This window comes from Ruminiclostridium papyrosolvens C7 (assembly GCF_000421965.1).
GTDB lineage: Bacteria > Bacillota > Clostridia > Acetivibrionales > DSM-1351 > Ruminiclostridium > Ruminiclostridium papyrosolvens_A.
In genome coordinates, this window is the sequence record NZ_ATAY01000093.1 from 1 (window position 1) to 26,368 (window position 26,368).

Sequence of the window (26,368 nt, forward strand, 5' to 3'; positions counted from 1 at the left end):
CAACCAGAGGACAGACAGACCGCAGGGTCAGTACAATAACCAAAGGACAGACAGACCGCAGGGACAGTACAATAACCAGAGGACAGACAGACCGCAGGGTCAGTATAATAACCAGAGGTCAGACAGACCACAGGGTCAGTATAACAACCAGAGGTCGGACAGACCACAGGGTCAGTATAACAACCAGAGATCAGACAGACCACAGGGTCAGTATAATAACCAGAGGACAGACAGACCGCAGGGTCAGTCCAGACAGCAAAATCTGGATATACCAAAGCCAGATGCTTCAGTAGCTCAGGAAGCTTTTGACTCACAGAGAAATGAGGCAAGAAGAGAGTTCCAGGGTAGGGATTTTGACAAGAGTGTTAAGAGGGAAGAAAAGCAAAAGAAGGAAGCCCCTAAGAGCAACACTTCAACAACAAAGCAAAGATTCAGACCTCAGAAGATAGTTATAGAAAAGAAGGGAGTTTCTGAAATTCTCTCTGAAGATTATATTTTTAACGAATTCTATAACGATGATGGTAAAAAGAAAAAACAAAGAAATAAAAGGAATGAAAAGGTTCAGGAGAAGTACATTCCTCCAAAGGCAGTACTTACTTCAATAACCATTCCGGAGTCACTTACAGTAAAAGATCTGGCTGAGTCCCTAAAAAAGACTTCGACAGAAATTATCAAGAAATTGATGGCTTACGGTGTAATGGCAACTCTCAATAACGATGTTGATTTTGAAACAGCTACAGTAATCGCTGAAGAATATGGAGTAAAGACCGAGAAAGCTATTCAGGTAAGCGAAGAGGATATACTATTTGATGATGATGAAGTTCAGGATGACTCCAATCTTCAGTCAAGACCGCCGGTTGTCGTTGTAATGGGACACGTTGACCATGGTAAGACATCATTGCTGGATGCCATCAGAAGTGCACATGTTATAGACAGCGAAGCTGGTGGAATTACACAGCATATAGGTGCTTATACTGTTAAGGCAAATGACAGGCTTATAACCTTCCTGGATACACCTGGTCACGAAGCGTTCACTGCAATGCGTGCCCGAGGAGCTCAGGTAACAGATATTGCAATACTTGTTGTAGCTGCTGATGATGGGGTTATGCCACAGACAATTGAAGCAATTAATCATGCCAAGGCTGCTAATGTATCAATCATAGTTGCAATTAACAAGATAGATAAGCCAGGCGCAAATCCTGACAAGGTTAAGCAGGAGCTTACCGAGTATGGAATTGTTGCGGAAGAATGGGGCGGAGATGCGATAATGGTTCCTGTTTCCGCAAAAAAGAGAGAAAACATAGATCAATTACTTGAAATGGTACTTCTTGCTGCGGATATGCTTGAATTAAAGGCAGACCCAGAAAGACAGGCAAAAGGGACAGTTATCGAAGCAAAGCTTGATAAGGAAAGAGGACCTGTTGCTACAGTTCTTGTCCAGAGAGGTACATTGAAAACCGGAGATTCATTGATTGCAGGTTCATCATTTGGTAGAATCAAGGCAATGACAAGCGACAAAGGTTATGCAATCAAAGCAGCAGGACCTTCAATGCCGGTTGAAATTCTGGGTATGGATGAGGTCCCTGAAGCAGGGGAAGTATTCTATGCAGTAACTGATGAAAAGATAGCAAAACAGCTTGTTGAGAAGCGTAAGTTCAAACAGAAGGAACAACAGTTCAAAGCAACTGCAAAGGTTACTCTTGAAGACCTGTTTACTCAGATAAAAGAAGGTAAAGTAAAAGATTTAAATATTATTATAAAAGCCGATGTTCAAGGTTCGGTTGAAGCAGTAAAACAGTCTCTTGAAAAATTAAGTAATGAAGAGGTAAGAGTCAAGACCATACATGGTGCGGTTGGTGCTATTACCGAGTCAGATGTGACTTTAGCTCAGGTATCAAATGCCATAATCATTGGTTTTAATGTAAGACCGGGTGCAAATGTTACTGAAGCTGCAAAGAATGCAGAAGTTGACATGAGACTATACAGCGTTATTTACAAGGCAATAGAAGATGTTCAGGCTGCTATGAATGGTATGCTTGAACCAACCTATCAGGAAGCGGTACTCGGGCACATTGAAATCAGGCAGACATTCAAGGTTTCAGGTGTGGGAACCATCGGAGGTGCTTACGTAACTGACGGTAAGGTACAGAGAAATTCCGAGGTTAGGGTTGTCAGAGAAGGTATTGTTATTCACGAAGGTAAGCTTGCTTCTCTCAAGAGGTTCAAGGACGATGTCAAGGAAGTTGCTCAAGGTTATGAATGTGGTGTATCTATAGAGCGTTTCAATGACATTAAGGAAGGCGATGTAATAGAAGCCTTCATTATGGAAGAAGTAAAGAGATAACGATAAAGTACTGTGATTAAAATAGGTTGAAGTTGGAGGTTTATCCAATTCAACCTATTTACATATTAAAATGAAATTTGAATATGAATTGACACTGTATTTAACCACAGATAAATGTCAATAATTGCATTAGTATAATTGTATGATTAGCCTCCTTTATTCGCTGCGTGTGAATAAGGGAGAAGTATTAAAAAAATATCCAGCCGATAGCGGCAGATGGAGGCTAATAGTATGGCAGACAGAATAGTTAGAATATCAGAAGAAGTTAAAAAGGAAATAAGCAATATAATTCAAAATGAGATAAAGGACCCTAGACTTCCAAGTATGGTTAGTATAGTTTCCTGCAATGTAACCAAGGATTTAAGATATGCTAAGGTGTTTGTCAGTGTTTTGGGAAATGAAGAACAAAAGAAAAATGCCATTAGCGCTTTGAAAAGTGCCTCAGGTTTCATAAGACGTGAGCTTGGACATAGAGTGCAGCTGAGGTATACACCTGAAATACACTTTGAACTTGATACATCTATTGAACATGGTATCCACATTAACAAGCTTCTTGATGATGCAAAAAAGGAATTTACTGAATAGCATGTTTAATTAAAATTATCGGGGGATAAAACGATGGAAAAAGAATTAATAAAGGCAATTGAAAGGGCAGAAAGCGTAGCTATTTTTCCCCATATTTCTGCCGATGGCGATGCAATAGGTTCATCCCTTGCATTAGCTTTAGCATTAAAGAAAACCGGCAAAAAGGTAATTGTGTATATGGAAGAAAGTATACCTGATACCTACAAATACCTTCCCGGAATCGACCTTGCGGGATTTATCGGTGAAAACGACGAAGTTATGGGATTGAATATTGCACTTGATACCGGAGATATCGGTAGACTTGGAACAAGAGCAGACCTCTTTTTTAAAGCTCCGGTTACTATAAACATCGATCACCATATTACAAATACTAAATTTGCTCAGCATAACCATGTTGATGCTTCTTCGGCATCAACTGGTGAACTTATATTTTTACTTCTTCATGAAATAAATTATGAAATTGATATCGATATGGCAAAGTGTCTTTATACTGCAATTGCAACAGATACTGGTGGTTTCAAGTACGGCAACACTACTGCTGAAACTCATAAAGCCGCAGCAGAGTTACTTTCAACAGGTATTGATGTTGCTGATCTTTCACAGAAAATATTTGACAATACAACTTTTATAAAATTAAAACTTACCCAGAAAGCAATAGAGCTACTGGAACTGTATGAAAATGACTTGTTAGCCGTAATAGCAATAACACAGGACATTCTACAGTCAACAGGAGCAAAAGATGAAGACTGTGACGGGCTTGTAAATATCGGAAGGTCAATAGTAGGAGTAGAAGTTTCCGTTCTTATAAAAGAAAAGAGTAGTAATGAAATCCGTGTAAATTTAAGGTCAAAAGCGTATGTGGATGTATCAGAGATTGCAGCCGCTTTTGGAGGCGGTGGACATAAACGGGCTGCCGGGTGTACAATAAAAGGCAGTATTTCAGATGTTAAAGAGCAACTGATAAACACTATCAAGGACAAACTTAATCGGAGATAAGTATGAACGGTATTTTAAATGTTTTAAAGCCTGCAGGAATGACATCTTTTGACGTAATTGGATTTATGAGAAGAATAACCGGCCAAAAAAAGATAGGTCATGCAGGTACTCTTGATCCTTCAGCAGTTGGAGTTTTACCTTTATGCATTGGTAATGCCACCAGGGCTTTAGAGTTTATGATAGACAAGGATAAGGTTTACCGTGCAGAACTGACACTGGGAATTTCAACTGATACCCAGGACTCTTCTGGAATTGTGTTGGATTCATATTCCGTAGAAGTTAATGATGATGAAATAAAAAAAACAATTATGAGCTTTGTGGGTACCATTGAACAGCTTCCTCCAATGTATTCTGCCATAAAAATAGGTGGTAAGAAGCTTTATGAATTAGCCAGACAGGGCGAGACGATAGAACGGGAATCAAGAACTATTCAAATTTACAACATAGGCATTATCAGAATTTGGGAAGACAATGTAATTTTTGAATCAGGAGGCGTAACTAAAGAATTTGCCGTAAAAAAAGTTCTTTTGGATGTTCACTGTTCAAAGGGAACATATATAAGGACATTATGTAATGATATTGGAGAAAAGCTTGGCTGCGATGGTCATATGTCATTCCTTGTAAGAACGAGGGCAGGATATTATGACCTTGATAATGCCTTGACAATTGAAGAAATAGTACAATTGTCGGAAACCAAATCTCTTGAAGGGCATTTATTGCCTGTCGAAAAGATATTTGAAGAGTATGATAGTATAAATTTAACTAAGGAAGAACTTTTTAAGTATAATAACGGAGTATGGCTGGAAGTAGAAAAAAACAAATATATAAATAGTTTTTACAGGGTATACGATAATAATAGTTTTCTTGGGTTAGGAGAAGTTTTTGAAAAAGGAAGTACATTGTATTTAAAATCAAAGAAGTTCTTTAAATGACGAACACTAAGGAGACATAATATGCAGGTTATTCATTCAAATGATTCTAACAATAATATATTCAGTTGCTATACCGGTGTCGGTCTTGGTAATTTTGACGGCTTGCATATCGGACATATGGCTCTTATTAACACATTAATAAGAGAATCCAAATTAAACGGACTATCATCGGTGGTTTATACTTTTACAAAACATACAGAAAATATTCTAAGAAAAAAGCTTATTACGCCTCTTTTACTTACAGAAACTAAGAAGATAGAACTTTTAAGTGAAACTACTCTTGACTACCTTTATCTTGACGAGTTCAATGAAGCATTTTCAAGAATGTCTCCCGAAGAGTTTGTTGTAAATATTCTTAAAAACAAGCTGAATATAAAGCTTGCTGTTGCAGGCCACGACTACAGATTCGGCTATAAAGGCGGGGGAGACATACCTTTACTGGAGGAATTCGGGAAGAAGTATGGATTCAAGGTGGTAGTTATACCGCCTATTACCTGTGATGGCGAGATTATAAGTAGTACAAGCATCAGACAATCCATTATAAACGGAAATCTTGAAACAGCTTATAAGCTGTTGGGGAGAAATTATTCAATAATAGCTGAGGTTGTAAATGGAAGGCGTGTAGGTAATACAATAGGTTTTCCTACTGCGAATATTCATCCTGAAAAGTATCTGGTGCTGCCCTACAATGGTGTATATATTACAAAAACACTGTTAAACGGCCATTTATACAATAGTATGACTAATGTTGGCTATAACCCTACTTTTGAGGATGTCAGGCAAAAAACGGTTGAAACTCATATTATGGACTTTGATAAGGACATTTACGGTGAAAAAATTGAAGTATTCTTTTTGAAAAAAATACGTGATGAAAAGAAATTTAACAGTGTAGAAGAGTTGATAAATCAAATTACAAAGGACATGAAGATTGCAAGGGATTACTTGAGTATAGTCAGTTAGGAGATAAATTATAGTTATATATGACAGGTTACAGGATTATCATAACAGGTATTGTACAGGGAGTTGGCTTCAGACCCTTCATTTTTAATCTGGCTGAAAGTTTTGGTCTGAAAGGTTGGGTAGGCAACTCCGACAGTAACGTAATAATAGAGATTGATGGAGATTTTCAGGTGGCAGCCGATTTTATAGGTGAAATAAAAAAATCGGCACCCGTTTTATCAGTAATTGAATCAATAGAATATAATGAGATAGATTATCAAGGCTTTAGGAATTTTCAGATAAGGCACAGCCAAAACAATTCCAAGGGGCCTGTTTTCATTTCTCCGGATGTTGCCACTTGCTGCGATTGCCTAAGAGAAATGAAAGATAAAAGGGATAGAAGATATAAGTATCCATTTATTAACTGTACCAATTGCGGTCCGAGGTTTACCATAATTAAAAATATCCCGTATGACCGGGATAAGACTACTATGGCATGTTTTGAAATGTGTGAAAATTGCGGGCAGGAGTACACAAAACCCTCTGACAGACGGTATCATGCGCAACCCGTTTCCTGCCATGACTGCGGTCCTAGCCTAAGTGTTGCCGATGAAACAGGTAAAGTGATACACGAAATTAAATCCAGCAGTCAATGTATTGGTTACACTGCTGACATGATAAAAAAGGGATATATCGTTGCTGTGAAAGGCATAGGAGGATATCACCTAGCATGCGACGGACTGAACAAAGAGGCAGTTGACAGACTCAGAACCAGAAAACATAGAGATGACAAGCCTTTTGCGGTTATGGCAAAAGATTTAAAGACAGCTGAAAAATATTGTACAATCAGCCCTGCTGAAACGAGTATACTAAATTCACCTGCAAGCCCCATAGTTTTACTTGAAAAAATAGATGGCGGTCTACTGCCTGATGCCATCGCTCATCTCAACAGGTATCTTGGGGTAATGCTGCCCTATACTCCAGTTCATCATTTGTTATTTGAAGAAGAAGGTTTTCCTGAGCTTTTGGTTATGACCAGCGGAAATTTAAGCAGTGAACCTATTTTTTACCGGGACGAGGAGGCAATCGAAGGCCTTCAGGGAATTGCAGACGCCTACCTGACCAACAACAGGGAAATATATATAAGAACAGATGATTCCGTAACCAGGGTTTTCAAGGAGAAAGAATACATCATAAGAAGGGCCAGAGGCTATGTACCAAAGCCTGTTTCTATAAATGTACACGAATTGCTTGACTTGAATGAAGCTGTTGAAATACCGTCGGTACTTGCCTGTGGAGGAGAACTCAAAAATGTTTTTTGCCTGAATAAAGGAAAGAACTTTTATTTGAGTCATCATATTGGGGATTTAGAAAATGAAAGTACCAATATTGCTTTTCGTAATGCGATTGAACACTTTAAACGATTGTTTGATATTTCACCCCAATGCATTGCTTATGATCTTCACCCCAATTACTATTCAACTCAATATGCACTTAAGCAACCGAATATTGATAAAATTGCCCTTCAGCATCACAAGGCACATATTGCCTCTTGTATGGCAGAGAACCGGCTAAAGGGTGATGTAATAGGAGTTTCCTTTGATGGAACTGGCTACGGTGAGGATGGTAACATATGGGGCGGAGAGTTTTTTACGGGAGGTTATTACGGTTTCCATAGAGCCGGACATATGGCTTACGTTATGATGCCGGGAAGTGATTCAGCAGTAAAACATCCTTGGCGTATGGCTTTAAGCTATTTATATGCCTCAGAGCAGGGCGTGTTTGATAACATTATGGAAATAGCGCATAAACTCCCAGCATTTAAAGATAGGAGTAAGGAAGAGATAATTTTTACAATAAAAATGCTGGAAAAGAGAATAAACAGTCCGTTTACTTCAAGTATGGGTCGTTTTTTTGATGGGGTTTCGGCTTTACTTGGTATTAAAACAGATATCAGCTATGAAGGACAGGCCGCTATTGAATTAGAATATTATGCTGATTTATGCTGCACCGAACCATACCATTTCGATATTGAAAATGCTGCATTTGAAGAAGAATTTAAAGTTAACACAAGCTGTATTATTAAGCAGATTGTTAATGATATTCTGGACGGAAACGGTTTAGAGTACATCTCAACCAGATTTCATGCCACAATAGCTAATATTGTACTTGAAGGATGTTTGAGTATCAGAAGCAGGGGTGAATTAAATAATGTTGTTTTAAGCGGAGGAGTATTTCAAAATGTAACTCTTCTTCAAATAACAGTGGATTCATTGCAACAGCAAGGCTTTAAGGTCTTTGTTCATTCCGAGGTTCCTGCAAATGACGGAGGTATAGCTTTAGGACAGTCCATAATGGCCATTGCACATAGACTTTCCAACTCTTGAAGATTGAAATGTAACTCATCAGGGTATATACTCATTAATGTGTATAAATAGACAAATTCTAATTTATAAAATATAGTTGATAAATATAACAATAGGAGGATTAAAATATGTGTTTGGGATTGCCTGCAAAGGTTGTAAGTATTGACGGGAACAGCAGTAATGTTGAAATGATGGGAGTAACAAATAAGGTTTCTATAGAGCTATTGGACAACGTACAGGTGGGTGACTATGTTCTTGTGCATGCAGGATGTGCCATACAGGTTCTTGATGAGGAAGAGGCACTTAGAACCATAGACATTTTTAACGAAATAAAGGAGCTAGGCATTAAATGAGAAACTATATCGATGAATTCAGGGACAGTGAAGTTATAGGCAAAATTGTGCAAAGTCTTCAAGGTTACTCTGGACGCAGACTAAAGATAATGGAAGTATGCGGAACTCATACAATGGCTATTTCAAGATATGGACTCCGTTCGCTTCTACCCCCTCAGATAGAACTGATTTCCGGGCCGGGATGCCCTGTCTGCGTAACGCCCAAATCATATATTGACAGTGCGACAGAGCTTGCAGATAACAAAAATGTTATTATTACAACTTTCGGGGACATGATGAGAATCCCGGGAAATAACAGTACACTGATTCACAAAAAGGCCCAAGGCAGCAACGTCCAAATGGTATATTCTCCGCTTAACGCAGTGGAATTGGCGAGAGAGAATCCAGATAAGGAGGTTGTTTTTTTATCAGTTGGTTTTGAAACAACAACGCCGGTAATAGCACTCTCTGTGTCAAAGGCAAAGAGTGAGGGCATTAAGAATTATTCAGTTCTAACTGCAAACAAAACTATGCCTGAAGCAATAAAAACTCTGGCAGGCGACAATGAACTACAGATTGATGGGTTTTTGTATCCGGGACATGTTTCTGCAATAATAGGTACAGACTTTTTTACCTATGTCGCGTATAATATGGAAAAGGCTGGTGTAGTCGCAGGTTTTGAACCTTTGGATGTACTCTATTCCATTAAGGTTTTGGTAGATAATATTACAAATGGGAAAATAGTTTTAGAAAATATGTATTCAAGAATAGTATCAAAGGAAGGAAATGTTAAGGCCCAGCAAAAAATGTACGAGGTTTTTGAGCCTGTGGATTCAGTTTGGCGTGGAATCGGAATGATTCCCAAATCAGGTCTTGGTCTTGTAAAAGAATATGAAACGTTCGATACTGCAAAAAAGTTTGATATTAAACAGAAGGATACACCTGAGCCAAAAGGATGTTTGTGCGGGGAGGTTCTTAAAGGGAAAAAACGTCCTGCAGATTGCAAGCTTTTTAAAAAAAGATGTACTCCTGAAAACCCGGTAGGTTCGTGTATGGTTTCTTCTGAAGGAACCTGTGCTGCTTATTATAAATACGGAGGATAAAATGGAAAAAAACATGATAACCATAGCTCACGGTAGCGGCGGGACAGCTACTTCAAAGCTGATAGAGCAGATATTTAAGAAGCACTTTAGTAATGATATACTGTCACAAGGAGATGACAGTGCAAGATTGGATATAGGTGATGCAAGGAATCTGGTATTTACTACTGACAGTTTTGTTGTAACTCCAATATTTTTTAATGGCGGCGACATAGGTAAGTTGGCTGTGTGCGGCACGGTAAATGATCTGGCAACAAGCGGAGCCAAACCTCTTTATTTAAGCTGTGGATTTATTATAGAAGAGGGTTTTGGTATGGACGAACTGGAAAGAATAGTTGAAGCTATGAGCGCAACTGCCAGTGAATGTGGCGTTAAAATAGTCACAGGCGACACAAAGGTTGTTCAAAAGGGAGCGGCTGACAAAATATTCATAAATACTTCAGGTATAGGGATAATCCCCGATGGATTAGACATTTCCGGCAGAAATGCAAAAGTTGGAGACAGAATCATAATATCAGGTACTATAGGCGACCATGGAAGCAGTATTTTTCTTGAAAGGGAAAGTATAGGCTTTAATGCTGATATAAAGAGTGATTGTGCTCCTTTGTCCGGCATGGTTCAGGATATATTATCTGTAGTACCGGATGTTCATGTTTTAAGAGACCCCACCAGAGGAGGGGTTGCCACAACTCTGAATGAGATAGCTGTTCAGAGTAATGTTTCCATTTTGATAAGGGAAGACACCTTACCTGTTAAGCGTGAGGTTCAGGGAGTCTGTGAGCTTTTGGGTATGGATCCTTTATATATGGCTAATGAAGGAAAAATGCTCTGTTTTGTTGGTGAAGATAAGGCGGATAAAGTATTAGAAGCACTTCATAAGAACAAATACGGAAAAGATGCAAGGATAATAGGAGAGGTGACTGAAGCAGGGGAACCCAAGGTTCTTCTAAAGGCACTCAGCGGCGGAAGCAGAATTATCAGTGTTCTTGCAGGGGATCAGCTCCCACGTATATGCTAATAATTGTTTCGAGGGGGCGAGAAAACTTGATAATATCAATTAAGGATTTAGGCAAGGTCTATAAAAATGGGCAGATAGAGGTTGAGGCGTTAAGAAATGTCAATGTAAATATTAACAAGGAAGAATTTGTTGCAATAATGGGGCCGTCGGGTTCAGGAAAATCAACATTAATGAACATAATAGGCTGTCTTGACAAATCCACAGCAGGGGAATACTGGCTGGATGGAGTTAATATTTCTACACTGAACGAAATTGAACTGGCAAAGGTAAGAAACCGTAAAATAGGTTTTGTTTTTCAATCATTCAATCTACTTCCAAGAATTACTGCGTTGCAAAACGTAGAACTTCCAATGATATATGCAGGAGTAGGTGCTAAGGAAAGGCGTAAAAAAGCTATGCTGGCATTGGAGAGGGTTGGCCTGGAGAAAAGGGTTCATCACAAGCCGAACGAAATGTCCGGAGGACAGAAGCAGAGGGTTGCTATAGCCAGGTCCCTTGTTAATTCTCCTGCTATTATACTTGCCGATGAACCGACAGGCAACCTTGACAGTACAGCAGGGGAAGAAATAATGACAGTATTTCAGGACTTGAACCGTGAAGGAGTTACTATTGTACTTGTAACTCACGAGCCGGACATTGCAGAGCATACTAAAAGAGTATTACGATTTAAAGACGGGATGCTCAGAAACGATGAAGTAGTCCAAAACCCACTTGATGCAAGAGTTGTATTAAGTCAGTACAAGGAAGAAGCTTAGAAACTGACTCCTTATAGATATAAAATTTTTGCCGCAGTAAGTGGCCATGGAGGTAAGACGATGGAAGAAAATACGCAAGTATCTGTTAATGGAGCTGTAAATCTCTCGCAAAGCAGTCAGATGAACTTTTTAAAAAGGGTCGCCGGCATGTTTTTCTGGCCGGGAAAAGCAATGGATAACCTTGCAGAAAGACCTAGAATAGCTTTTCCTTTTATTTTTCTGCCAATTGCTCAACTGGTAGCTATGTTGGCTATAATTCCAATGTATAAAGAGTTTATTAGAACTAGTACAGAAGAATTAGCTTCCCAAAAAAATCTTGAAATGACAACGGAACAATTAAACAAAGCTGTAAATCTAACTTCGATTACGGGGCCTATTGGAGGGGCTATAGGAGTTGTTATAACCTGGGTTCTTGGTGCCTTGATTTTATGGGGAATCATTAAAATTTTTAAAGGGCAGGGAAGTTTTAAACAGATACTATCAATAACAGGGTATGCCGGTGTAATTACAGTACTTTCAACAGTGGTACATGTAATTAAAACAAATATTACAGGCGTTTACGACATTTTGAGCTATACCAGTATGGCTGTACTAATGCCTAAGATGGATGGAAACTTTATTTATGGTATGGCCAAATTTTTGGATGTATTCAGTATATGGCAATATGTAGTAATCGCTATAGGTGTTGCAGCAGTTAGCAAGATGCCAAAAAAGAAGGCGTATTTAATTGTAGCTGCTATATTTGTTATCCAAGTGCTGTATGCAGGGATAACTGAAGTTAGGATGTCAGGATTAATGTAGAATTTTCCTTGGGGGACATGGAGGTTAAAATGAAAAAGAAGATAATTATTGGGGTGAGTCTGGCAGTTGTTGTAGTGGCTCTGATTACTGTCGGGATAGTAAAAAATGCCGGAACAGCCGGTTCAGGTACTGTTTTTGCAGTACAGACAGGTGAAATAAAAAAAGGTGATGTCAGTTCATTTATTTCAGCAAATGGTACAGTTTCCGAAATAGAAAAATCTGAGGTGTACATTGATAACCCGGTGAAAGTAACCAAGCTATATGTAAAGCAGAACGACACCGTAAAAAAGGGACAAAAGCTTGCAGAAATAGATTTGGATGACATGAATACCCAGCTTGAAACTCAAAAGCTCCAGAAGAAAAGTCAGGAATTGCTATTGAGAAAGGCTATGACAGCTGATACAACAATCAGTACGGTAAATAATCAGAATGAAATAAAAGCAGCAGAAAATGATGTTACTTCAAAACAGAGGGCTTATGAACAGGCACTTAAAAATCGCAACGAGAAAAAGGCTTTATATGATGCAGAGGCTATATCAAAGGTTGAACTTGATAGTGCTGAAAATACATTAAAAGATGCCGAGGATATGCTGAGTGTTGCAAAATTAACTCTTCAGGCAAAGAAAGATGCCCAGAACGAGACCAGTAAAACAAACAGTAAATCAAAAGCTGCACAGCAAATAGATATAGAGTCACAGCAGGTTGCAATACAAACAACAGAAGTTGCAATTAAAGACCTTGAAAACAAGATTAAGAAATATAAGGCTTCAATGTTCAGTACAATGGATGGAATTGCATCTCAGGTAAATGTTGCAGAGGGTTCATACACAATGGCAGGTCAGCCCGTGTTTGTGGTTATTAATCCTGATAAGCTGGAAGTTAAGCTTAATATTAATGAGTTTAATGCGAAACTTTTGAAGCCGGGACAAGCTGTGGAAATAAGCGGTGATTCCATTCCTGAAACAGAAGAAGTCACAGGTAAGGTTAAAAGTGTAGCTCCTATGGCAAAAGCAAATACCACCAACACCGGTTCTTCTGAAACGGTTATTCCTGTAGTCATCAGCATTAATAATATTACGCCTTCTATGAAGCCCGGTATTACCGTAAGCTGTGATATCAAGACAGTGGATATTTCAAATGTCCTTACTGTAGATCTTGATATGCTTGGTCAGGACAAGGATGATAGCAAGTACGTATTTGTAATAAGCTCTGACAAAAAGACCATGCAGAAAAAGAAAATTGAGCTTGGCACAACTTCGGATATGAAAGCGGAATTAGTAGGCGGCGGATTAAAGGAAGGTGACCTTGTTGTTATGAATCCAAACCCTGCCTATAAGGACGGAGCCCGTGTTAAAATTAAAGATTAATAAACGGGATTGGAGGGTAAACAGAAAATGAATATAATTGAGAGCTTTAAACAGGCTTTATCGAGTCTTAGAGCAAACAAGCTCCGTTCCGTCCTTACAATGATCGGTATAATTATGGGTGTGTTTTCGGTTATAACTATCGTAGCAATCGGAAATGCGACCCAAAGTTATGTGGACAGCGAATTTGCAAAAATCGGAGCAAACATACTAATCGTATCTTATAAGACAGACAGTTTGAGTACAAATGATATGCTGGCTAGTGATGATTTAAAGGCTATAAGTAAAGGCGTTAAAGAGATAAAAAATATCGGAACCAACATCAGCAGATCAGGAACCATCCGGCTTGATAACAAAACAAGAAACGCAAGTATAAATGGTATTTCGTCTCAGTATAAGGACATTGTACCTGTGGATATGGCTCAGGGTAGAATGATAAATGAGATTGATAACTCTACAAGATCAAATGTTGTTGTAATCGATGAAGAATTTGCAAAAGCCAATTTTGGAAAGCAAAATCCCATCGGTCAGAAACTAAAGGTAACACTTGGCTCAGGAAGTACTTTGAGACTGAGAGTAGTAGGAGTGACTAAAACTGAAGAAACTCCTTTCGGAGGGATGATTGATAATGAAAGCAGACCGGTAAGCCTTACAATTCCTATGACTACGCTTCAATCATATTATCCTGATTCAGACCAGTTTAACTACGTTTACATTTCGGTAGATGAAAAGGATAAGACTGCTCTGAAAAATATAGCTGATGAAATAATAAAAACCCTTGAAAATAAGCATGGAAATAGGGATAAGTATACAATACAATTCTATTCTGATTTTCAGGACGGCTTGAATACCGTACTAAATGTTATATCCACAGTACTTCTGGTTATAGCTGTAATAACATTAATTGTAGGAGGTATAGGAATAGTAAATATACTTCTGGTTTCTGTTACTGAGCGTATAAGGGAGATTGGTGTAAGAAAGGCTCTGGGTGCCAGAAAACGAGATATAGTTATACAGTTTATAACCGAGTCAATTATACTTACGGGAATAAGCGGTGTAATTGGCATTATTTTAGGTATCTTAGGTGGATTTATAATTTCATCGCTTGTTAAAATTCCACCGGTACTGAACATACAGGTAATTGTACTTGCTTTTATGGGATCTATTGCTTTAGGACTGTTGTTTGGAGTTTATCCTGCAAAACGGGCAGCAGACCTTGATCCGATAGAATCACTGAGATACGAATAATTACTTTTTTTAAGCGGCCAGCCTTTTTAAAGAGCTTGGCCGCTTAAAATTTACATACTCAAATTATATCCTTTTGCACATGGATACCAGTGTTCCCGATACCATTCCGATAAGAAAGGCTCCTCCTACAATTCCTAAAGCCATTGTAGTAGAAAGTGAAAATTCTGTATCCTCAGATGCATCAGGCAGTTGCTGGCTATTTTTTTGTTGTTCTTGCATATTTTCTGTTTCGTCCGTTCAACTATAACCCTCCCTTTTATATAAAAACTTTATTTAATCAATTCTATTATTAGCATTTATGATATATTTAATTACTTAATAACCTTGTCTAACTTGAATATATACGAAAAATTTTATTATACTATATATGATAAGTAAAAATTCTATAATTTGTAATTAAAGGAGGTATTTATGATTGGTACCCATGTAGAGGAAAAGCTATGCAGGTTGTTTGAAAAGAACGGGATAGAGGTTTACAATATTAATTCTAATAGATTTAAAACAAATACAATCAACATCTTTTTTCAGGATAATTTGAACAATGATTCAGTTGCTTTAAACGCACTTTTTCCTTCGGTATTGAGAAGAGGCTGCAAGGGGCTTCCTACTATAAAAGAAATTAATTTATATCTTGAAAAGCTGTACGGTGCAGTGTTTGACTGCGGTATTGTAAAAAAAGGCGAAAGACAGATAATACATTTTTATTTTGAATATATTTCAGATAAGTATACTAATGATAGCCAAAGAAACTTTGAAAAGGCATTTGAATTTCTTATGAATATAATTTTCAGACCTGAACTTAAGGATGGTTCGTTTATTGAACAGTATGTAGAACAGGAAAAGAACAATCTGAAAATGATTGTTGAAGGAAGAACAAATGACAAGGTTCAGTACAGCATGGAAAGATGCTATGAGCTAATGTGCAAGGACGAACCCTTTGGACTGTATGAATACGGTACGGTAGAACAAATAGATGAAATAACCAATGACAAGCTTTATGACCATTATAAGAAAAAAATAGCATTACTTCCTGCAGAAATTTTTATAACCGGAGAAATTGATGAAAAAGATGTTGCTTTTGTAAAGGAAAAGCTGTCCCTTGTAGAAAGAAGTACATCTCAAAAACTGAATTCCAGTATTATACTTAAATGTGTTAAAGACGTAAGGGAATATGAAGACAAAATGGACGTTAATCAGGCTAAACTGTGTATGGGCTTCAGGACACATGTACAGCCTGCTGATAATGATTATTATGCACTGATGGTCTTTAACGGCTTACTGGGAGGGGGTATGCATTCAAAGCTCTTTCAGAATGTCAGAGAGAAAGCAGGGCTTGCATACTATGTGTATGCCGGGTTAGAAAAGTTTAAGGGTTTGATGGTTATTGCAAGCGGTATTGATGTAAATAACAAGGATACGGCTCAGGAAATAATTATGAAACAGTTGGAGGAAATACGTTCGGGGAACATAACGGAGTATGAATTTGAAGCCACCTTAAAGTCTTTAAAAACCGGAATTATGTCATTAAAAGACAGTCAGCTTTATGTAGTGGATTTTTATCTGAGCCAATTGATAAATGGTACACATGATACTATGGAAACCTTGGTAGAAAAAATAAACAAGGTGACGGTAGACGATATTATCAAGGTGGCAGATAAGCTGCAGTTGGATACGGTATATTTCCTGACTTCAAAATCACATGAAAACAGCAAATAAAAAAGTTATGCAAAGCGGAGGAGCTTATGAATTTTGATACCATTGAATATAAAAAGTATAACGAATTATTTTATCGGTATGAACATCCCAGTGGTTTGAACTGTATAGTAATTCCTAAAAAAGGCTACTACAAAAAGTATGCCACATTTTCTACCCAGTACGGTTCTGTTGACAATGAATTCATCATACCCGGAGAAAACGAACCGACAAAAGTTCCTGATGGAATTGCTCATTTTCTGGAGCACAAACTGTTTGATCAAAAAGACGGAAGTGTCATGGATAAGTTTGCCGCTTTAGGCTCAAAACCAAATGCATTTACAAGCTTTAACCAAACAGTATACCTTTTTTCGTGTACAGATTTGTTCAGCGAAAACTTCAAGCTTTTATTAAATTTTGTTCAAAATCCTTATATTACCGATGAAAGTGTTGAACGTGAAAAGAAGATAATAGGTCAGGAAATCAATATGTACCGTGACGATCCCGGATGGAGGGTAAACTTCAATCTACTGAAGGCAATATATAAGCACCACCCTGTAAGGTATGATATAGCCGGAACTATTGACAGTATAAGTGAAATTACAAAAGAAACCTTGTATCAGTGCTACAAGACCTTCTACCATCCATCCAACATGATGATAACAGTGGTTGGTGACGTGGATCACATTAAGGTTTTTGAACAGGTTGAAAATTGCATACAGACAACGGAGAAGGCTCCTGAAATAAAAAGAATCTTCCCGAAAGAAAGTTCGGATATTAACAAAAGTTATATCGAGCAAAATATGCCGGTATCAACGCCTATATTTTACATGGGATTTAAAGACAGTAATTTTGATTTAGAAGGTGCCGAAATACTGAGGTATGAGATTGCTATAAAACTTCTGCTGTCAATGCTTATGGGTAAAAGTTCAAGACTATACGAAGAGCTGTATGACAAGGGACTTATTAATTCCAGCTTTGAAATGGATTTTTCATTGGAGAAAAGTTATGCATATTCAATGTTTGGGGGAGAATCTGTCAATCCGGAAGAGGTTCAGGATAGGATTACAAAGGAAATTAAATTACTGAAAAAACAAGGGCTGGACCAGGAGACATTCAACAGACTACTTAATGCTTCCAAAGGAAGATTTTTAAGGCAGCTCAATTCACTTGAAAATATATCAAGGTCATTTATAAATTTATATTTCAAGGGTGTTACAATGTTTGATTATTTAGAGGTTTATGATAAAATGAAATTTGATTATATTACAGATGTGTTTGACAGTCATTTTGACATTAAGCACATGGCATTATCTGTTGTTAAGCAGAAATAAAAAGTGTTATTGTGGAGGTTATAAATGGATAGTACATTAGTCAGCTTTCCTGAACTTGGTTGGAGTTTTGATGTACCAAGGGTTGCTTTCAACATTTTCGGTAAACCTATATACTGGTATGGAATTATCATAGCGGCGGCTTTTTTGATATGTGTATTATGGGCGATGAAAGATTCAACAAAATATGATCTTGTTCCGGATACAATAATAGATCTGATGCTGTTTGCAGCACCGGCAGCTATAATATGTGCAAGGTTATACTATGTTATTTTCAGTTGGTCTGAGTACGTCGACAATCCCATTGATATTTTGAATCTGAGAAAAGGCGGGTTGGCTGTCTATGGAGGAATAATAGGAGCTATAATTACAGCCTATTTTGTTGCAAGATATAAAGGAATTCCTACAATGAAGCTTTTTGATTTTGCAATACCCTATGTGGCTCTGGGACAAGCGATTGGTCGGTGGGGGAATTTTTTCAATCAGGAGGCTTTTGGTACAAATACAAGTCTTCCCTGGGGAATGACCAGCCCTACAATAAATGCATATTTGACAAATAAAGCCGATTCAATTCAGAAAACGGTAGGTATAACTGTAAATCCCGATTTACCCGTTCATCCAACATTTTTATACGAAAGTATATGGAATCTTGCAATATTTGCATTTCTTATGTGGATGCGCAAAAGAAAGAAATTCAGTGGTGAAATATTCTGCCTGTACTTTATAACCTACAGTATCGGAAGAGCGTTTATAGAAGGTCTTAGAACAGATAGTCTGATGCTTGGTAATCTAAGGGTTTCACAGTTCTTGTCTATTCTACTTATAATTGTTTTCGGTATACTGGTAGTAGTTCTAAGAAACAGAGCAAAAAATGCAGTTTATGAAGAGGCTGAAACAGGACCAAGTGCATATGCAAATGTTCTTAAATACATGGAAGAAGAACAAGCAATTGAAAATAATGAGCAAAACACTGAGAAGTTGCAGGAAGCAGAGAATACACAGGATGTTCAGGAAGAATCTGACGAAAGTGAAATTAAGCCTGACAGCAGTGAAAATTCACATGAAGAAGATAATAATAAAATGACAGACAGCCAGTAATTTAGGAAAAGGTGAAAAATGTATTTTGTTGAAAAGTCGCAAACATCAAATCCTTATAAGAGATTTGACTACATGTTGTTTATATCGGTTCTGGTCTTATCGGCAGTTGGGCTTGTTGTGCTCAGCAGTGCAGTAAGAACAAGACCGGGTATTCTGAAGTCTCAGATACTAGCTATGATAATGGGAATTGCACTATGCCTTATCTTGAGCATAATAGATTATAAGGATTTAAAAGTTCTCAGCTTGTTTATATTTTTTGGGGCAATGTCTTTGATGGTTCTTGTTTTGTTTATCGGTTCCGGTGAGGAACTGGGAAATAAAAACTGGATGAAAATAGCCGGATTCAGCATACAGCCTTCAGAATATGCAAAGATAGCCTATATTATTCTGGCTTCGGTCTTTCTGGAAAGAATTAAGGATAGTACTGAAAAAAATAAATCGGATATTATAAAATTTATAGTTTACTCCGGAGTTGCCATAGGTTTTGTGCTTTTGCAAAGAGACTTGGGAACAGCCCTTGTATTTGGGTTTATATTTGTAATATTTATATACATTGTTGGCATTCCGTACAGGTATATATTCATTTTGGGTGGAGGGTTGCTGCTTTCTTTGCCTTTCATATGGGTCTATGTTCTGAATGGAAATAGGAGGGAGAGAATTCTCACTTTTATTTCGCCTGACAGAGACCCTCAGGGGGCTGGCTATAATGTAATTCAATCCAAAATTGCAGTAGGTTCGGGACAGTTGTTCGGACAAGGCTACGGAAGTGGGTTGCAGACCCAAAGCAGGAATGTACCGGTAAACGAGTCTGACTTTATTTTCTCGGTGGTTGGAGAAGAATTTGGGTTCATCGGTGGTATTATAATTATACTATTAGGTTTGATAATTCTTTTAAGATGTATTTATATAGCAAAAAACTCAAGTGATTCCTATGGTTCGTTTCTTGTAATAGGTGTGACTGGTATGCTTGCCTTTAATTTTATAGAAAATATAGGAATGAGTATAGGTTTGCTTCCGGTAACAGGTCTGCCACTTCCTTTTGTAAGTGCGGGAGGAACTGCGGTTCTGGCCAATTATTTAGCCATAGGCATTGTGTTAAGTGTTTCATCGAGACGAAAAAAAGTAATGTTTAGTACTTAGTGTATTTAGAAAGACAAGGTTAGATTAATGAATGCTTAGGAAATAATCAAGATTTCAGGTACTTTAATAAAAATCCCGAAAGCTAGTACTACTGGCCTATAAAAGGCAGGATTAACATCCTGTCTTTTATTTTTTTTATTTCAATTGACTGAAATATATTGATAATTTTTAATTTTTGCAATAGAATATGTTTATAAGTGGTGAAAAGTGGTGGGAAGTGGAGGAAACTTATCGGATGTGGGGTGTAAAAATTGTTCTATGGTGAATACCAACATACAATTGACCCTAAAGGAAGAGCAATAGTACCTTCAAAGTTCCGAGAGGGGTTGGGTGAAAAGTTCATACTGACCAAGGGACTTGACGGTTGTTTGTTTGCGTACTCATCCGAAGAGTGGACAAGCCTGGAAAACAAGCTTAAATCCTTGCCATTTACCGATAAGGACGTCCGGGCATTTATCAGATTTTTCTTTTCGGGAGCAACGGAATGTGAAGTAGATAAACAGGGAAGGATATTGATACCACAGAATCTGCGGGAATATGCCGCTCTTGAAAAGGACATATATATAATCGGGGTGTCTTCAAGAGTAGAAATATGGAAAAAAGCAGCATGGGAAGCTTACAATAGTGATGATAATATCAGCGCTGATAAAATTGCGGAAAAGATGGCATTGCTTGGTATATAGACGGAAAAACTTTGAGGTGAATAATGGAATTTAAACATAAATCCGTATTACTTGATGAGTGCATAGAAAATTTGAATATTAATCAGGAAGGTATTTATGTTGACGGTACAATTGGTGGAGCGGGACATTCATCAGAGATATATAAAAGACTAGGTGAAAAAGGCTGTTTGATAGGTCTTGACCAAGATAGCTTTGCTGTAGAAACATCGGTTAAGAGGCTTGGTGAGATTAATTCTCCGGCAGACTTCAAGGTTGTAAATACCAATTTTAAAAATATACGTAGTGCCTGCTCTGAGTTGGACATTTATGAAGTAGACGGTATTCTTCTGGATTTAGGAGTTTCGTCCCATCAGTTGGATGAAGCGTCAAGAGGTTTTAGCTATCAGCATGATGCGCCCCTTGACATGAGAATGAATAGAAAATCGGAGTTGTCAGGTTATGATGTGATAAACAAGTACTCCGAGCAGGATATATACCGTATAATCCGTGATTATGGTGAAGAAAAATGGGCTTCCCGTATAGCGAAATTCATAGTTGAAGCCAGACAGAATAAACCGATAGAGACTACTTATGAACTGGTAGATATAATAAAAAGGGCAGTTCCAAGTTCTGCCAGAAGAGATGGCCCTCATCCGGCAAAAAGAACTTTTCAGGCAATCAGAATTGAAGTAAACAATGAACTTGGAATATTGAATAAAACTATTGAAGATTGTGTAGATTTGCTTAAAAGTGGAGGAAGGTTATGTATTATAACTTTCCATTCATTGGAAGACAGGATAGTAAAGCTGCAGTATAACAAAATGGTAAACCCGTGTACTTGTCCTTCCTCGTTTCCGGTATGTGTTTGCGGAAAAAAGCCAAGGGCAGTGCTTGTAAATAAGAAACCTATTATTTCAGATACCCATGAACTGGAGGAAAATCCAAGGGCAAGAAGTGCTAAATTAAGAGTTCTGCAAAAAATTTAATATACAACCTATAATTATGATAACAAATGAAAACCATAATATATCAACATATGAAAAAATAATTGAAATACAAGTGACAAAGTTTGGGGAAACAAAAGCTAAAACTTCTAAAAATGAAACGGGGATCAGCTTTAATGGCTGATTCCCCAATTATCTTTATTATTGACAGGGGTGTTTAAAGTGGCAGAGACCAAAAATGATTATGTACATGGTTCCTTAGCGGAAAAAATAAAATATGATCCATATGAAGATAATGCCATACTCAAGTCAAAAAAGATAGCAAGAGACAATAAAAGAGTAAAAGTGAGAATTATCTTAAATATCTTTCTTGTTTTTGCAATGTTCATTGTTGTTATGTTCAGGTATGCACAAATCAGTCAGTTGAACTATGAAAGCAATGTACTGAAAAGCGAGTATACCAAGATACAGAATGAAAATCAATTGTTGCTTATTGATATACAAAATGCCATGGATTTAAAGAATATAAGGCAAATTGCAGAAACAAAGCTGGACATGCACAAGCCTGACAAGTCACAGATTGTATATGTAAGTATACCCAAGAAGGATGTTACAATTACAGCAAATAAGGAACAATCAAAACTGACTGTATTGTTCAATAGTATGCATAAAAGCCTTAACAAGTTTTTAAACATGATTTATTAGGCCTTATCACCTTGGTTCATTCAAAAATAACAGACCATGATATATATTTATATATCCGACAAAAACAAATTAGGATACTCATGGGGGGCTAAAAATGAATATAATTAGTTATAAATAAGCAGCTATAGATTTTTTAATATAATATAACATTATATTAAGTCTATAGTTTTTATTTTTGGACAATTTATTTTAAATTTAATAATATATTTTATTAATATACAATATTAATTAGTAAACGGGACATTTTACTTAAAATAGAAAACAAGGGGGAGAATACTTTGGCTGGAGTAAATTTGAAGATTAAGAAACGACTTTTGTTTATACTTGGTACTTTTACCATACTAACACTTATGCTAGTATTAAGGATTGCCTGGATTCAAATATATAGCGGAAAAGAATATCAGGAATTTGCATATAATCAACAGACAAAGAACCGTACTATAAGTGCAAAAAGAGGTACTATATACGACCGTAATATGAAACCTCTTGCAGTAAGTGGTTCTGTAGACACTGTCAGTGCAAGTCCTCAGGAGATTAGGAAACAAAAACTTGATATAGATAAGATTTCAGGTGAACTTGCAGCGATACTTGACATGGATAAGGAAACAGTTAAAAAGAAGTTCACTAAGAATAACCAATATGAACTTATAAAGCAAAAGATAGACAGGGAAATCGGAAACAAGGTGCGTGAATGGAAGAAAGAAAACAAAATTTCCGGTATTTATATTGATGAGGATACTAAAAGGTTCTATCCCAACAGAAATCTGGCTGCTCACGTTGTCGGCTTCACAAATATAGACAATGACGGACTTGACGGTGTTGAAAGGATGATGGAGAAGTATCTAAAGGGTGTACCCGGTAAAATTCTCAGTGAAACAGATGCAAGCGGAATGGCATTGAGTATGAGTGATGAAAAATTCATACAACCTCAGGACGGAAATGATGTTATTCTTACAATAGACGAAACAATTCAGTATTTTGCCGAGAAGGCTCTGGAAAAGGCAATTTCAGATAATAATGTATTAAACGGAGCGACTGCAATAGTAATGGACCCAAGAAACGGCGAAATACTTGCATTAGCTTCAAAGCCCGATTTTGATTTGAATAACCCCAGAGGAGTTCCAAAGGGGAAGGACCCGGAAACCTGGACCGGAAAAAGTAAGGAAGATGTAGAGTATCTTCAGCAGACAGTCTGGAGAAATAAAGCAGTTGTTGATACATACGAACCGGGTTCCACATTCAAGCCGGTTACAGCAGCAGCAGGTCTAGAGGAGGGTGCTATTACTCCTGACACACAGGTTACCGATGCTACTGTTAAGGTGGGAGGGTGGAACATAAATTGTTGGAAACCAAATGCCCACTTACATGAAACTTTCAGAGAAGGCGTTTATAACTCCTGTAACCCTGTTTTTGTACGTCTCTCCCAAAAATTGGGAGTACCATTGTTTTTTAAATATGTAAAAGCATTTGGATTTTATGATAAGACAGGGATTGATTTACCCGGTGAAGCGCGTAGTATAATGTTTACAAACCCCACAGAGATAAACATGGCAACAGCTTCCTTTGGACAGCGCTTTCAGATTTCGCCTATACAGCTGATACAGGCATATGGTGCAATTGCAAATGGAGGAGACCTGATAACACCTCATGTTGTTAAAGAGGTAGTAGACGAAACAGGCAGCGTAATAAAGAAATACGAGCCTAACGTTGTCAGAAAAGTAATATCCAGACAAACCTCCGATACATTAAAATCCATACTCCAAGGCGTTGTGGATATAGGTACAGGTAAAAATGCAAAGATACCGGGCTACAAAATCGGAGGTAAGACAGGTACGTCGGAAACAATAGTTGACCCAAAACTTCAAAAACTAAATATTGTAGGAAAAAATAAGAGATACATAGTTTCATTCTCAGCTATTGCTCCTACCGATAATCCAAGCTTATGCGTGCTGGTTGTACTGGATTATCCTGATATGTACAATCCCGGAGGTGGTATGCTGGTTGCACCGGTTGTAGGAAAATTGATAGATGATATCCTCAGCTACAAAGGAGTTGAAAAGGAATACACAGAAGAAGACAAAAAGCAGCTGCTTCAGGAGGTTCAGGTTCCAAATATAAAGGGCAAAACAGTGGAAGAGGCAGTTAAACTGTTGAAACAAAGCAAACTAGAGTATAAAATAGAAGGAAGCGACACTGACAAAAAAGCAATTGTACAGGATCAGACACCTAAATCCGGCGCATTGCTCCACGAAAAATCCATTGTTATACTCTATACCTATACGCCGAAAGAGGAAGCAACGGTCAAGGTTCCGGATGTTAAGAACAAGTCAGTTTATGATGCGACACAAGCTTTTAAGAAACTTGGACTTAATATTCGGGTGAACGGTACCGGAACAGCAGTCAGTCAGAATATTGATGCCGGTACAAAAGTCAAAAAAGGTGCTGTTATCGAAGTTATATTCAGGAATGTAGTTTCGGATTAGTTTAGTGGTAAAAAAACGGGGCAATACTTATAGAAAAGTATGGAATTCTAATATTTGGAGGTGTTTTTCTTGCAACTAAAAGAGCTTGTAAGGGATTTGAATATCAAAGAAATTAATGGAAGTCTTGATGTGGAAGTTGACAGTATAGCATATGATTCCAGAAAAACAAAACAGGGTAGTCTTTTTGTTTGTATTGAAGGAACTGTGGTTGACGGACACAAGTACATAAATGATGCTATAGAAAACGGAACAAAGGCATTTCTCGTTCAGAAACATGTAGACGTTCCTGAAGGAATTACAACAGTAGAAACAGATGATACAAGGTTCGGACTTGCGGCAGTATGCGATGCGTTTTTTGACCATCCGTCTTCAAAATTGAACCTTATAGGTATTACAGGGACAAAAGGTAAAACTACGACTACTTATATGGTTAAATCTATCCTGGAGGCTGCAGGGCACAATATGGGCCTTATAGGCACCGTTGCCAATCTCATAGGAAATCAGGTGCTGTATACCTCCAGAACAACTCCGGAATCATATGATTTACAGAGCCTTTTTAATGATATGGTTGAAAAAAAGGTAGACAGTGCGGTAATGGAGGTGTCCTCTCAGGGTTTGGAACTTCACAGGGTAGCAAAATGTGATTTTGACATCGGAGTATTTACAAACTTTTCAAGGGATCATATCGGCCCTAAGGAACATGCAACACTTGAAGAATATTTCAATGCAAAAGCAAAATTGTTTAAAATGTGCCGTAAAGCAGTTATTAATATAGACAGTGAACATGGCAGAAAAATGGCAGAACTGGCTGAATGTAAAGTGCTAACATATGGCTTGAGCGATAAGGCAGATATATGGGCTTCTGATATTATCAAGAAAACAGGACACACATACTTTAAACTTAATTCTCCATGGGGCAGTATTGACATTGAAACCGATCTTCAGGGTGAATTCAATATATACAATGCTCTGGCGGCCATCGGTTCGTGTTGTTTAATACCGGGTGTTACATTGGAGCATGTAAAAAAAGGACTTAGTAAGGTTACGGTTCCGGGTAGAATGGAGTCTGTAAAAACTACCGGTAATTATTCTGTTCTGATAGATTACGCACATACTCCTGACAGCCTTGAACAAGTGCTTAAAACAGTAAAAGAGTTTGCACATGGAAGGGTTGTCAGTCTTTTTGGTTGCGGAGGTGACAGGGATAAGGGAAAGAGACCTGCAATGGGTGAAATTTCAGGAAATATAGCTGATTTTACAATTATAACTTCTGATAATCCGAGAACTGAAAACCCCGAACAAATAATTGAAGACATTGAAGCAGGCATTAAAAACACAAATGGAAAATATATTAAAATAACCGATAGAAGGCAGGCAATAAAATTTGCACTTGAAAATGCTCAGGATGGAGATATAATTATTTTGGCAGGCAAGGGACATGAGACCTACCAGCAATTTGCCGAAAAAACAATACACTTTGATGAACGTGAGGTAGTAAATGAGCTGCTGGTAGAACTCGGAAGGAGTGAGTAG

General features: G+C 37.6%; 23 protein-coding genes. 22 read left to right on the forward strand and 1 reads right to left on the reverse strand.

What is annotated here, in order from left to right; all coding sequences use genetic code 11:
* The 13 genes from infB to L323_RS38225 form a co-directional block, all read left to right on the forward strand.
* Positions 1-2,344 (forward strand): translation initiation factor IF-2 (infB, locus tag L323_RS38165; RefSeq protein ID WP_020816941.1); only part of this gene is annotated, 2,344 nt, incomplete at its 5' end.
* 231 nt (positions 2,345-2,575) lie between these two features.
* Complete coding sequence (rbfA, locus tag L323_RS38170; RefSeq protein ID WP_020816942.1) at positions 2,576-2,929, forward strand: 30S ribosome-binding factor RbfA; 354 nt, start codon at positions 2,576-2,578, stop codon at positions 2,927-2,929.
* Between the two features lie 33 nt (positions 2,930-2,962).
* Positions 2,963-3,925: a DHH family phosphoesterase gene (locus tag L323_RS38175; protein WP_020816943.1), complete on the forward strand. Its 963-nt coding sequence runs from the start codon at positions 2,963-2,965 to the stop codon at positions 3,923-3,925.
* A 2-nt stretch (positions 3,926-3,927) separates the two neighbouring features.
* Positions 3,928-4,857, forward strand: a complete 930-nt coding sequence (truB, locus tag L323_RS38180) for a tRNA pseudouridine(55) synthase TruB (RefSeq protein ID WP_020816944.1) — start codon at positions 3,928-3,930, stop codon at positions 4,855-4,857.
* A gap of 21 nt (positions 4,858-4,878) precedes the next feature.
* The gene (locus tag L323_RS38185; protein WP_020816945.1) at positions 4,879-5,817 is read left to right on the forward strand and encodes a bifunctional riboflavin kinase/FAD synthetase; all 939 of its coding nucleotides are present in this window, start codon (positions 4,879-4,881) and stop codon (positions 5,815-5,817) included.
* Positions 5,818-5,837: 20 nt separating this feature from the next.
* On the forward strand, positions 5,838-8,183 hold the full coding sequence (gene hypF / locus L323_RS38190) for a carbamoyltransferase HypF (RefSeq protein WP_020816946.1): 2,346 nt from the start codon (positions 5,838-5,840) through the stop codon (positions 8,181-8,183).
* A 107-nt stretch (positions 8,184-8,290) separates the two neighbouring features.
* The gene (locus L323_RS38195; RefSeq protein ID WP_020816947.1) at positions 8,291-8,515 is read left to right on the forward strand and encodes a HypC/HybG/HupF family hydrogenase formation chaperone; all 225 of its coding nucleotides are present in this window, start codon (positions 8,291-8,293) and stop codon (positions 8,513-8,515) included.
* Entirely contained in the window at positions 8,512-9,597 is a 1,086-nt protein-coding gene (gene hypD / locus L323_RS38200) for a hydrogenase formation protein HypD (RefSeq protein ID WP_020816948.1), read from the forward strand. Before L323_RS38195 ends, hypD begins: the two co-directional genes overlap by 4 nt.
* Position 9,598: 1 nt before the next feature.
* A complete protein-coding gene (gene hypE, locus L323_RS38205; RefSeq protein ID WP_020816949.1) occupies positions 9,599-10,612 on the forward strand; it encodes a hydrogenase expression/formation protein HypE in 1,014 nt (337 codons plus the stop codon).
* 26 nt (positions 10,613-10,638) lie between these two features.
* Entirely contained in the window at positions 10,639-11,367 is a 729-nt protein-coding gene (locus L323_RS38210; RefSeq protein ID WP_020816950.1) for an ABC transporter ATP-binding protein, read from the forward strand.
* Between the two features lie 60 nt (positions 11,368-11,427).
* A complete protein-coding gene (locus L323_RS38215; protein WP_020816951.1) occupies positions 11,428-12,168 on the forward strand; it encodes a Yip1 family protein in 741 nt (246 codons plus the stop codon).
* A gap of 29 nt (positions 12,169-12,197) precedes the next feature.
* Entirely contained in the window at positions 12,198-13,535 is a 1,338-nt protein-coding gene (locus L323_RS38220) for an efflux RND transporter periplasmic adaptor subunit (protein WP_020816952.1), read from the forward strand.
* 27 nt (positions 13,536-13,562) lie between these two features.
* The gene (locus L323_RS38225) at positions 13,563-14,780 is read left to right on the forward strand and encodes an ABC transporter permease (RefSeq protein WP_020816953.1); all 1,218 of its coding nucleotides are present in this window, start codon (positions 13,563-13,565) and stop codon (positions 14,778-14,780) included.
* Between the two features lie 63 nt (positions 14,781-14,843).
* Here L323_RS38225 and L323_RS41455 read toward each other — a convergent pair whose 3' ends face one another.
* Complete coding sequence (locus L323_RS41455) at positions 14,844-14,999, reverse strand: hypothetical protein (RefSeq protein WP_165582695.1); 156 nt, start codon at positions 14,997-14,999, stop codon at positions 14,844-14,846.
* 192 nt (positions 15,000-15,191) lie between these two features.
* Between L323_RS41455 and yfmF the strand changes: the two genes are divergently transcribed.
* The 9 genes from yfmF (at position 15,192) to L323_RS38270 (ending at position 26,368) form a co-directional block, all read left to right on the forward strand.
* Complete coding sequence (gene yfmF, locus L323_RS38230) at positions 15,192-16,496, forward strand: EF-P 5-aminopentanol modification-associated protein YfmF (protein WP_020816954.1); 1,305 nt, start codon at positions 15,192-15,194, stop codon at positions 16,494-16,496.
* 26 nt (positions 16,497-16,522) lie between these two features.
* Positions 16,523-17,806: an EF-P 5-aminopentanol modification-associated protein YfmH gene (yfmH, locus tag L323_RS38235; protein ID WP_020816955.1), complete on the forward strand. Its 1,284-nt coding sequence runs from the start codon at positions 16,523-16,525 to the stop codon at positions 17,804-17,806.
* Between the two features lie 24 nt (positions 17,807-17,830).
* On the forward strand, positions 17,831-18,901 hold the full coding sequence (gene lgt / locus L323_RS38240) for a prolipoprotein diacylglyceryl transferase (protein WP_020816956.1): 1,071 nt from the start codon (positions 17,831-17,833) through the stop codon (positions 18,899-18,901).
* An 18-nt stretch (positions 18,902-18,919) separates the two neighbouring features.
* On the forward strand, positions 18,920-20,041 hold the full coding sequence (gene rodA / locus L323_RS38245; protein WP_020816957.1) for a rod shape-determining protein RodA: 1,122 nt from the start codon (positions 18,920-18,922) through the stop codon (positions 20,039-20,041).
* Between the two features lie 251 nt (positions 20,042-20,292).
* Positions 20,293-20,724 carry a division/cell wall cluster transcriptional repressor MraZ gene (gene mraZ, locus L323_RS38250; protein WP_014313084.1) on the forward strand — a complete coding sequence of 144 codons (432 nt, stop codon included), beginning with the start codon at positions 20,293-20,295 and terminating at the stop codon, positions 20,722-20,724.
* 23 nt (positions 20,725-20,747) lie between these two features.
* Positions 20,748-21,689 carry a 16S rRNA (cytosine(1402)-N(4))-methyltransferase RsmH gene (gene rsmH, locus L323_RS38255; RefSeq protein WP_020816958.1) on the forward strand — a complete coding sequence of 314 codons (942 nt, stop codon included), beginning with the start codon at positions 20,748-20,750 and terminating at the stop codon, positions 21,687-21,689.
* Between the two features lie 180 nt (positions 21,690-21,869).
* Positions 21,870-22,352 (forward strand): cell division protein FtsL, encoded by a 483-nt coding sequence (locus L323_RS38260; protein ID WP_020816960.1) that lies wholly within the window; start codon positions 21,870-21,872, stop codon positions 22,350-22,352.
* Between the two features lie 278 nt (positions 22,353-22,630).
* Positions 22,631-24,835, forward strand: a complete 2,205-nt coding sequence (locus L323_RS38265; protein WP_020816961.1) for a penicillin-binding transpeptidase domain-containing protein — start codon at positions 22,631-22,633, stop codon at positions 24,833-24,835.
* A gap of 69 nt (positions 24,836-24,904) precedes the next feature.
* Complete coding sequence (locus tag L323_RS38270; protein WP_020816962.1) at positions 24,905-26,368, forward strand: UDP-N-acetylmuramoyl-L-alanyl-D-glutamate--2,6-diaminopimelate ligase; 1,464 nt, start codon at positions 24,905-24,907, stop codon at positions 26,366-26,368.

Bases quoted from the DNA above. Each gene is read 5' to 3' on its own strand.
- rbfA (WP_020816942.1), top strand. From the start codon at position 2,576: ATGGCAGACAGAATAGTTAGAATATCAGAAGAAGTTAAAAAGGAAATA.
- L323_RS38175 (WP_020816943.1), top strand. From the start codon at position 2,963: ATGGAAAAAGAATTAATAAAGGCAATTGAAAGGGCAGAAAGCGTAGCT.
- truB (WP_020816944.1), top strand. From the start codon at position 3,928: ATGAACGGTATTTTAAATGTTTTAAAGCCTGCAGGAATGACATCTTTT.
- L323_RS38185 (WP_020816945.1), top strand. From the start codon at position 4,879: ATGCAGGTTATTCATTCAAATGATTCTAACAATAATATATTCAGTTGC.
- hypF (WP_020816946.1), top strand. From the start codon at position 5,838: ATGACAGGTTACAGGATTATCATAACAGGTATTGTACAGGGAGTTGGC.
- L323_RS38195 (WP_020816947.1), top strand. From the start codon at position 8,291: ATGTGTTTGGGATTGCCTGCAAAGGTTGTAAGTATTGACGGGAACAGC.
- hypD (WP_020816948.1), top strand. From the start codon at position 8,512: ATGAGAAACTATATCGATGAATTCAGGGACAGTGAAGTTATAGGCAAA.
- hypE (WP_020816949.1), top strand. From the start codon at position 9,599: ATGGAAAAAAACATGATAACCATAGCTCACGGTAGCGGCGGGACAGCT.
- L323_RS38215 (WP_020816951.1), top strand. From the start codon at position 11,428: ATGGAAGAAAATACGCAAGTATCTGTTAATGGAGCTGTAAATCTCTCG.
- L323_RS38220 (WP_020816952.1), top strand. From the start codon at position 12,198: ATGAAAAAGAAGATAATTATTGGGGTGAGTCTGGCAGTTGTTGTAGTG.
- L323_RS38225 (WP_020816953.1), top strand. From the start codon at position 13,563: ATGAATATAATTGAGAGCTTTAAACAGGCTTTATCGAGTCTTAGAGCA.
- L323_RS41455 (WP_165582695.1), bottom strand. From the start codon at position 14,999: ATGCAAGAACAACAAAAAAATAGCCAGCAACTGCCTGATGCATCTGAG.
- yfmF (WP_020816954.1), top strand. From the start codon at position 15,192: ATGATTGGTACCCATGTAGAGGAAAAGCTATGCAGGTTGTTTGAAAAG.
- yfmH (WP_020816955.1), top strand. From the start codon at position 16,523: ATGAATTTTGATACCATTGAATATAAAAAGTATAACGAATTATTTTAT.
- lgt (WP_020816956.1), top strand. From the start codon at position 17,831: ATGGATAGTACATTAGTCAGCTTTCCTGAACTTGGTTGGAGTTTTGAT.
- rodA (WP_020816957.1), top strand. From the start codon at position 18,920: ATGTATTTTGTTGAAAAGTCGCAAACATCAAATCCTTATAAGAGATTT.
- rsmH (WP_020816958.1), top strand. From the start codon at position 20,748: ATGGAATTTAAACATAAATCCGTATTACTTGATGAGTGCATAGAAAAT.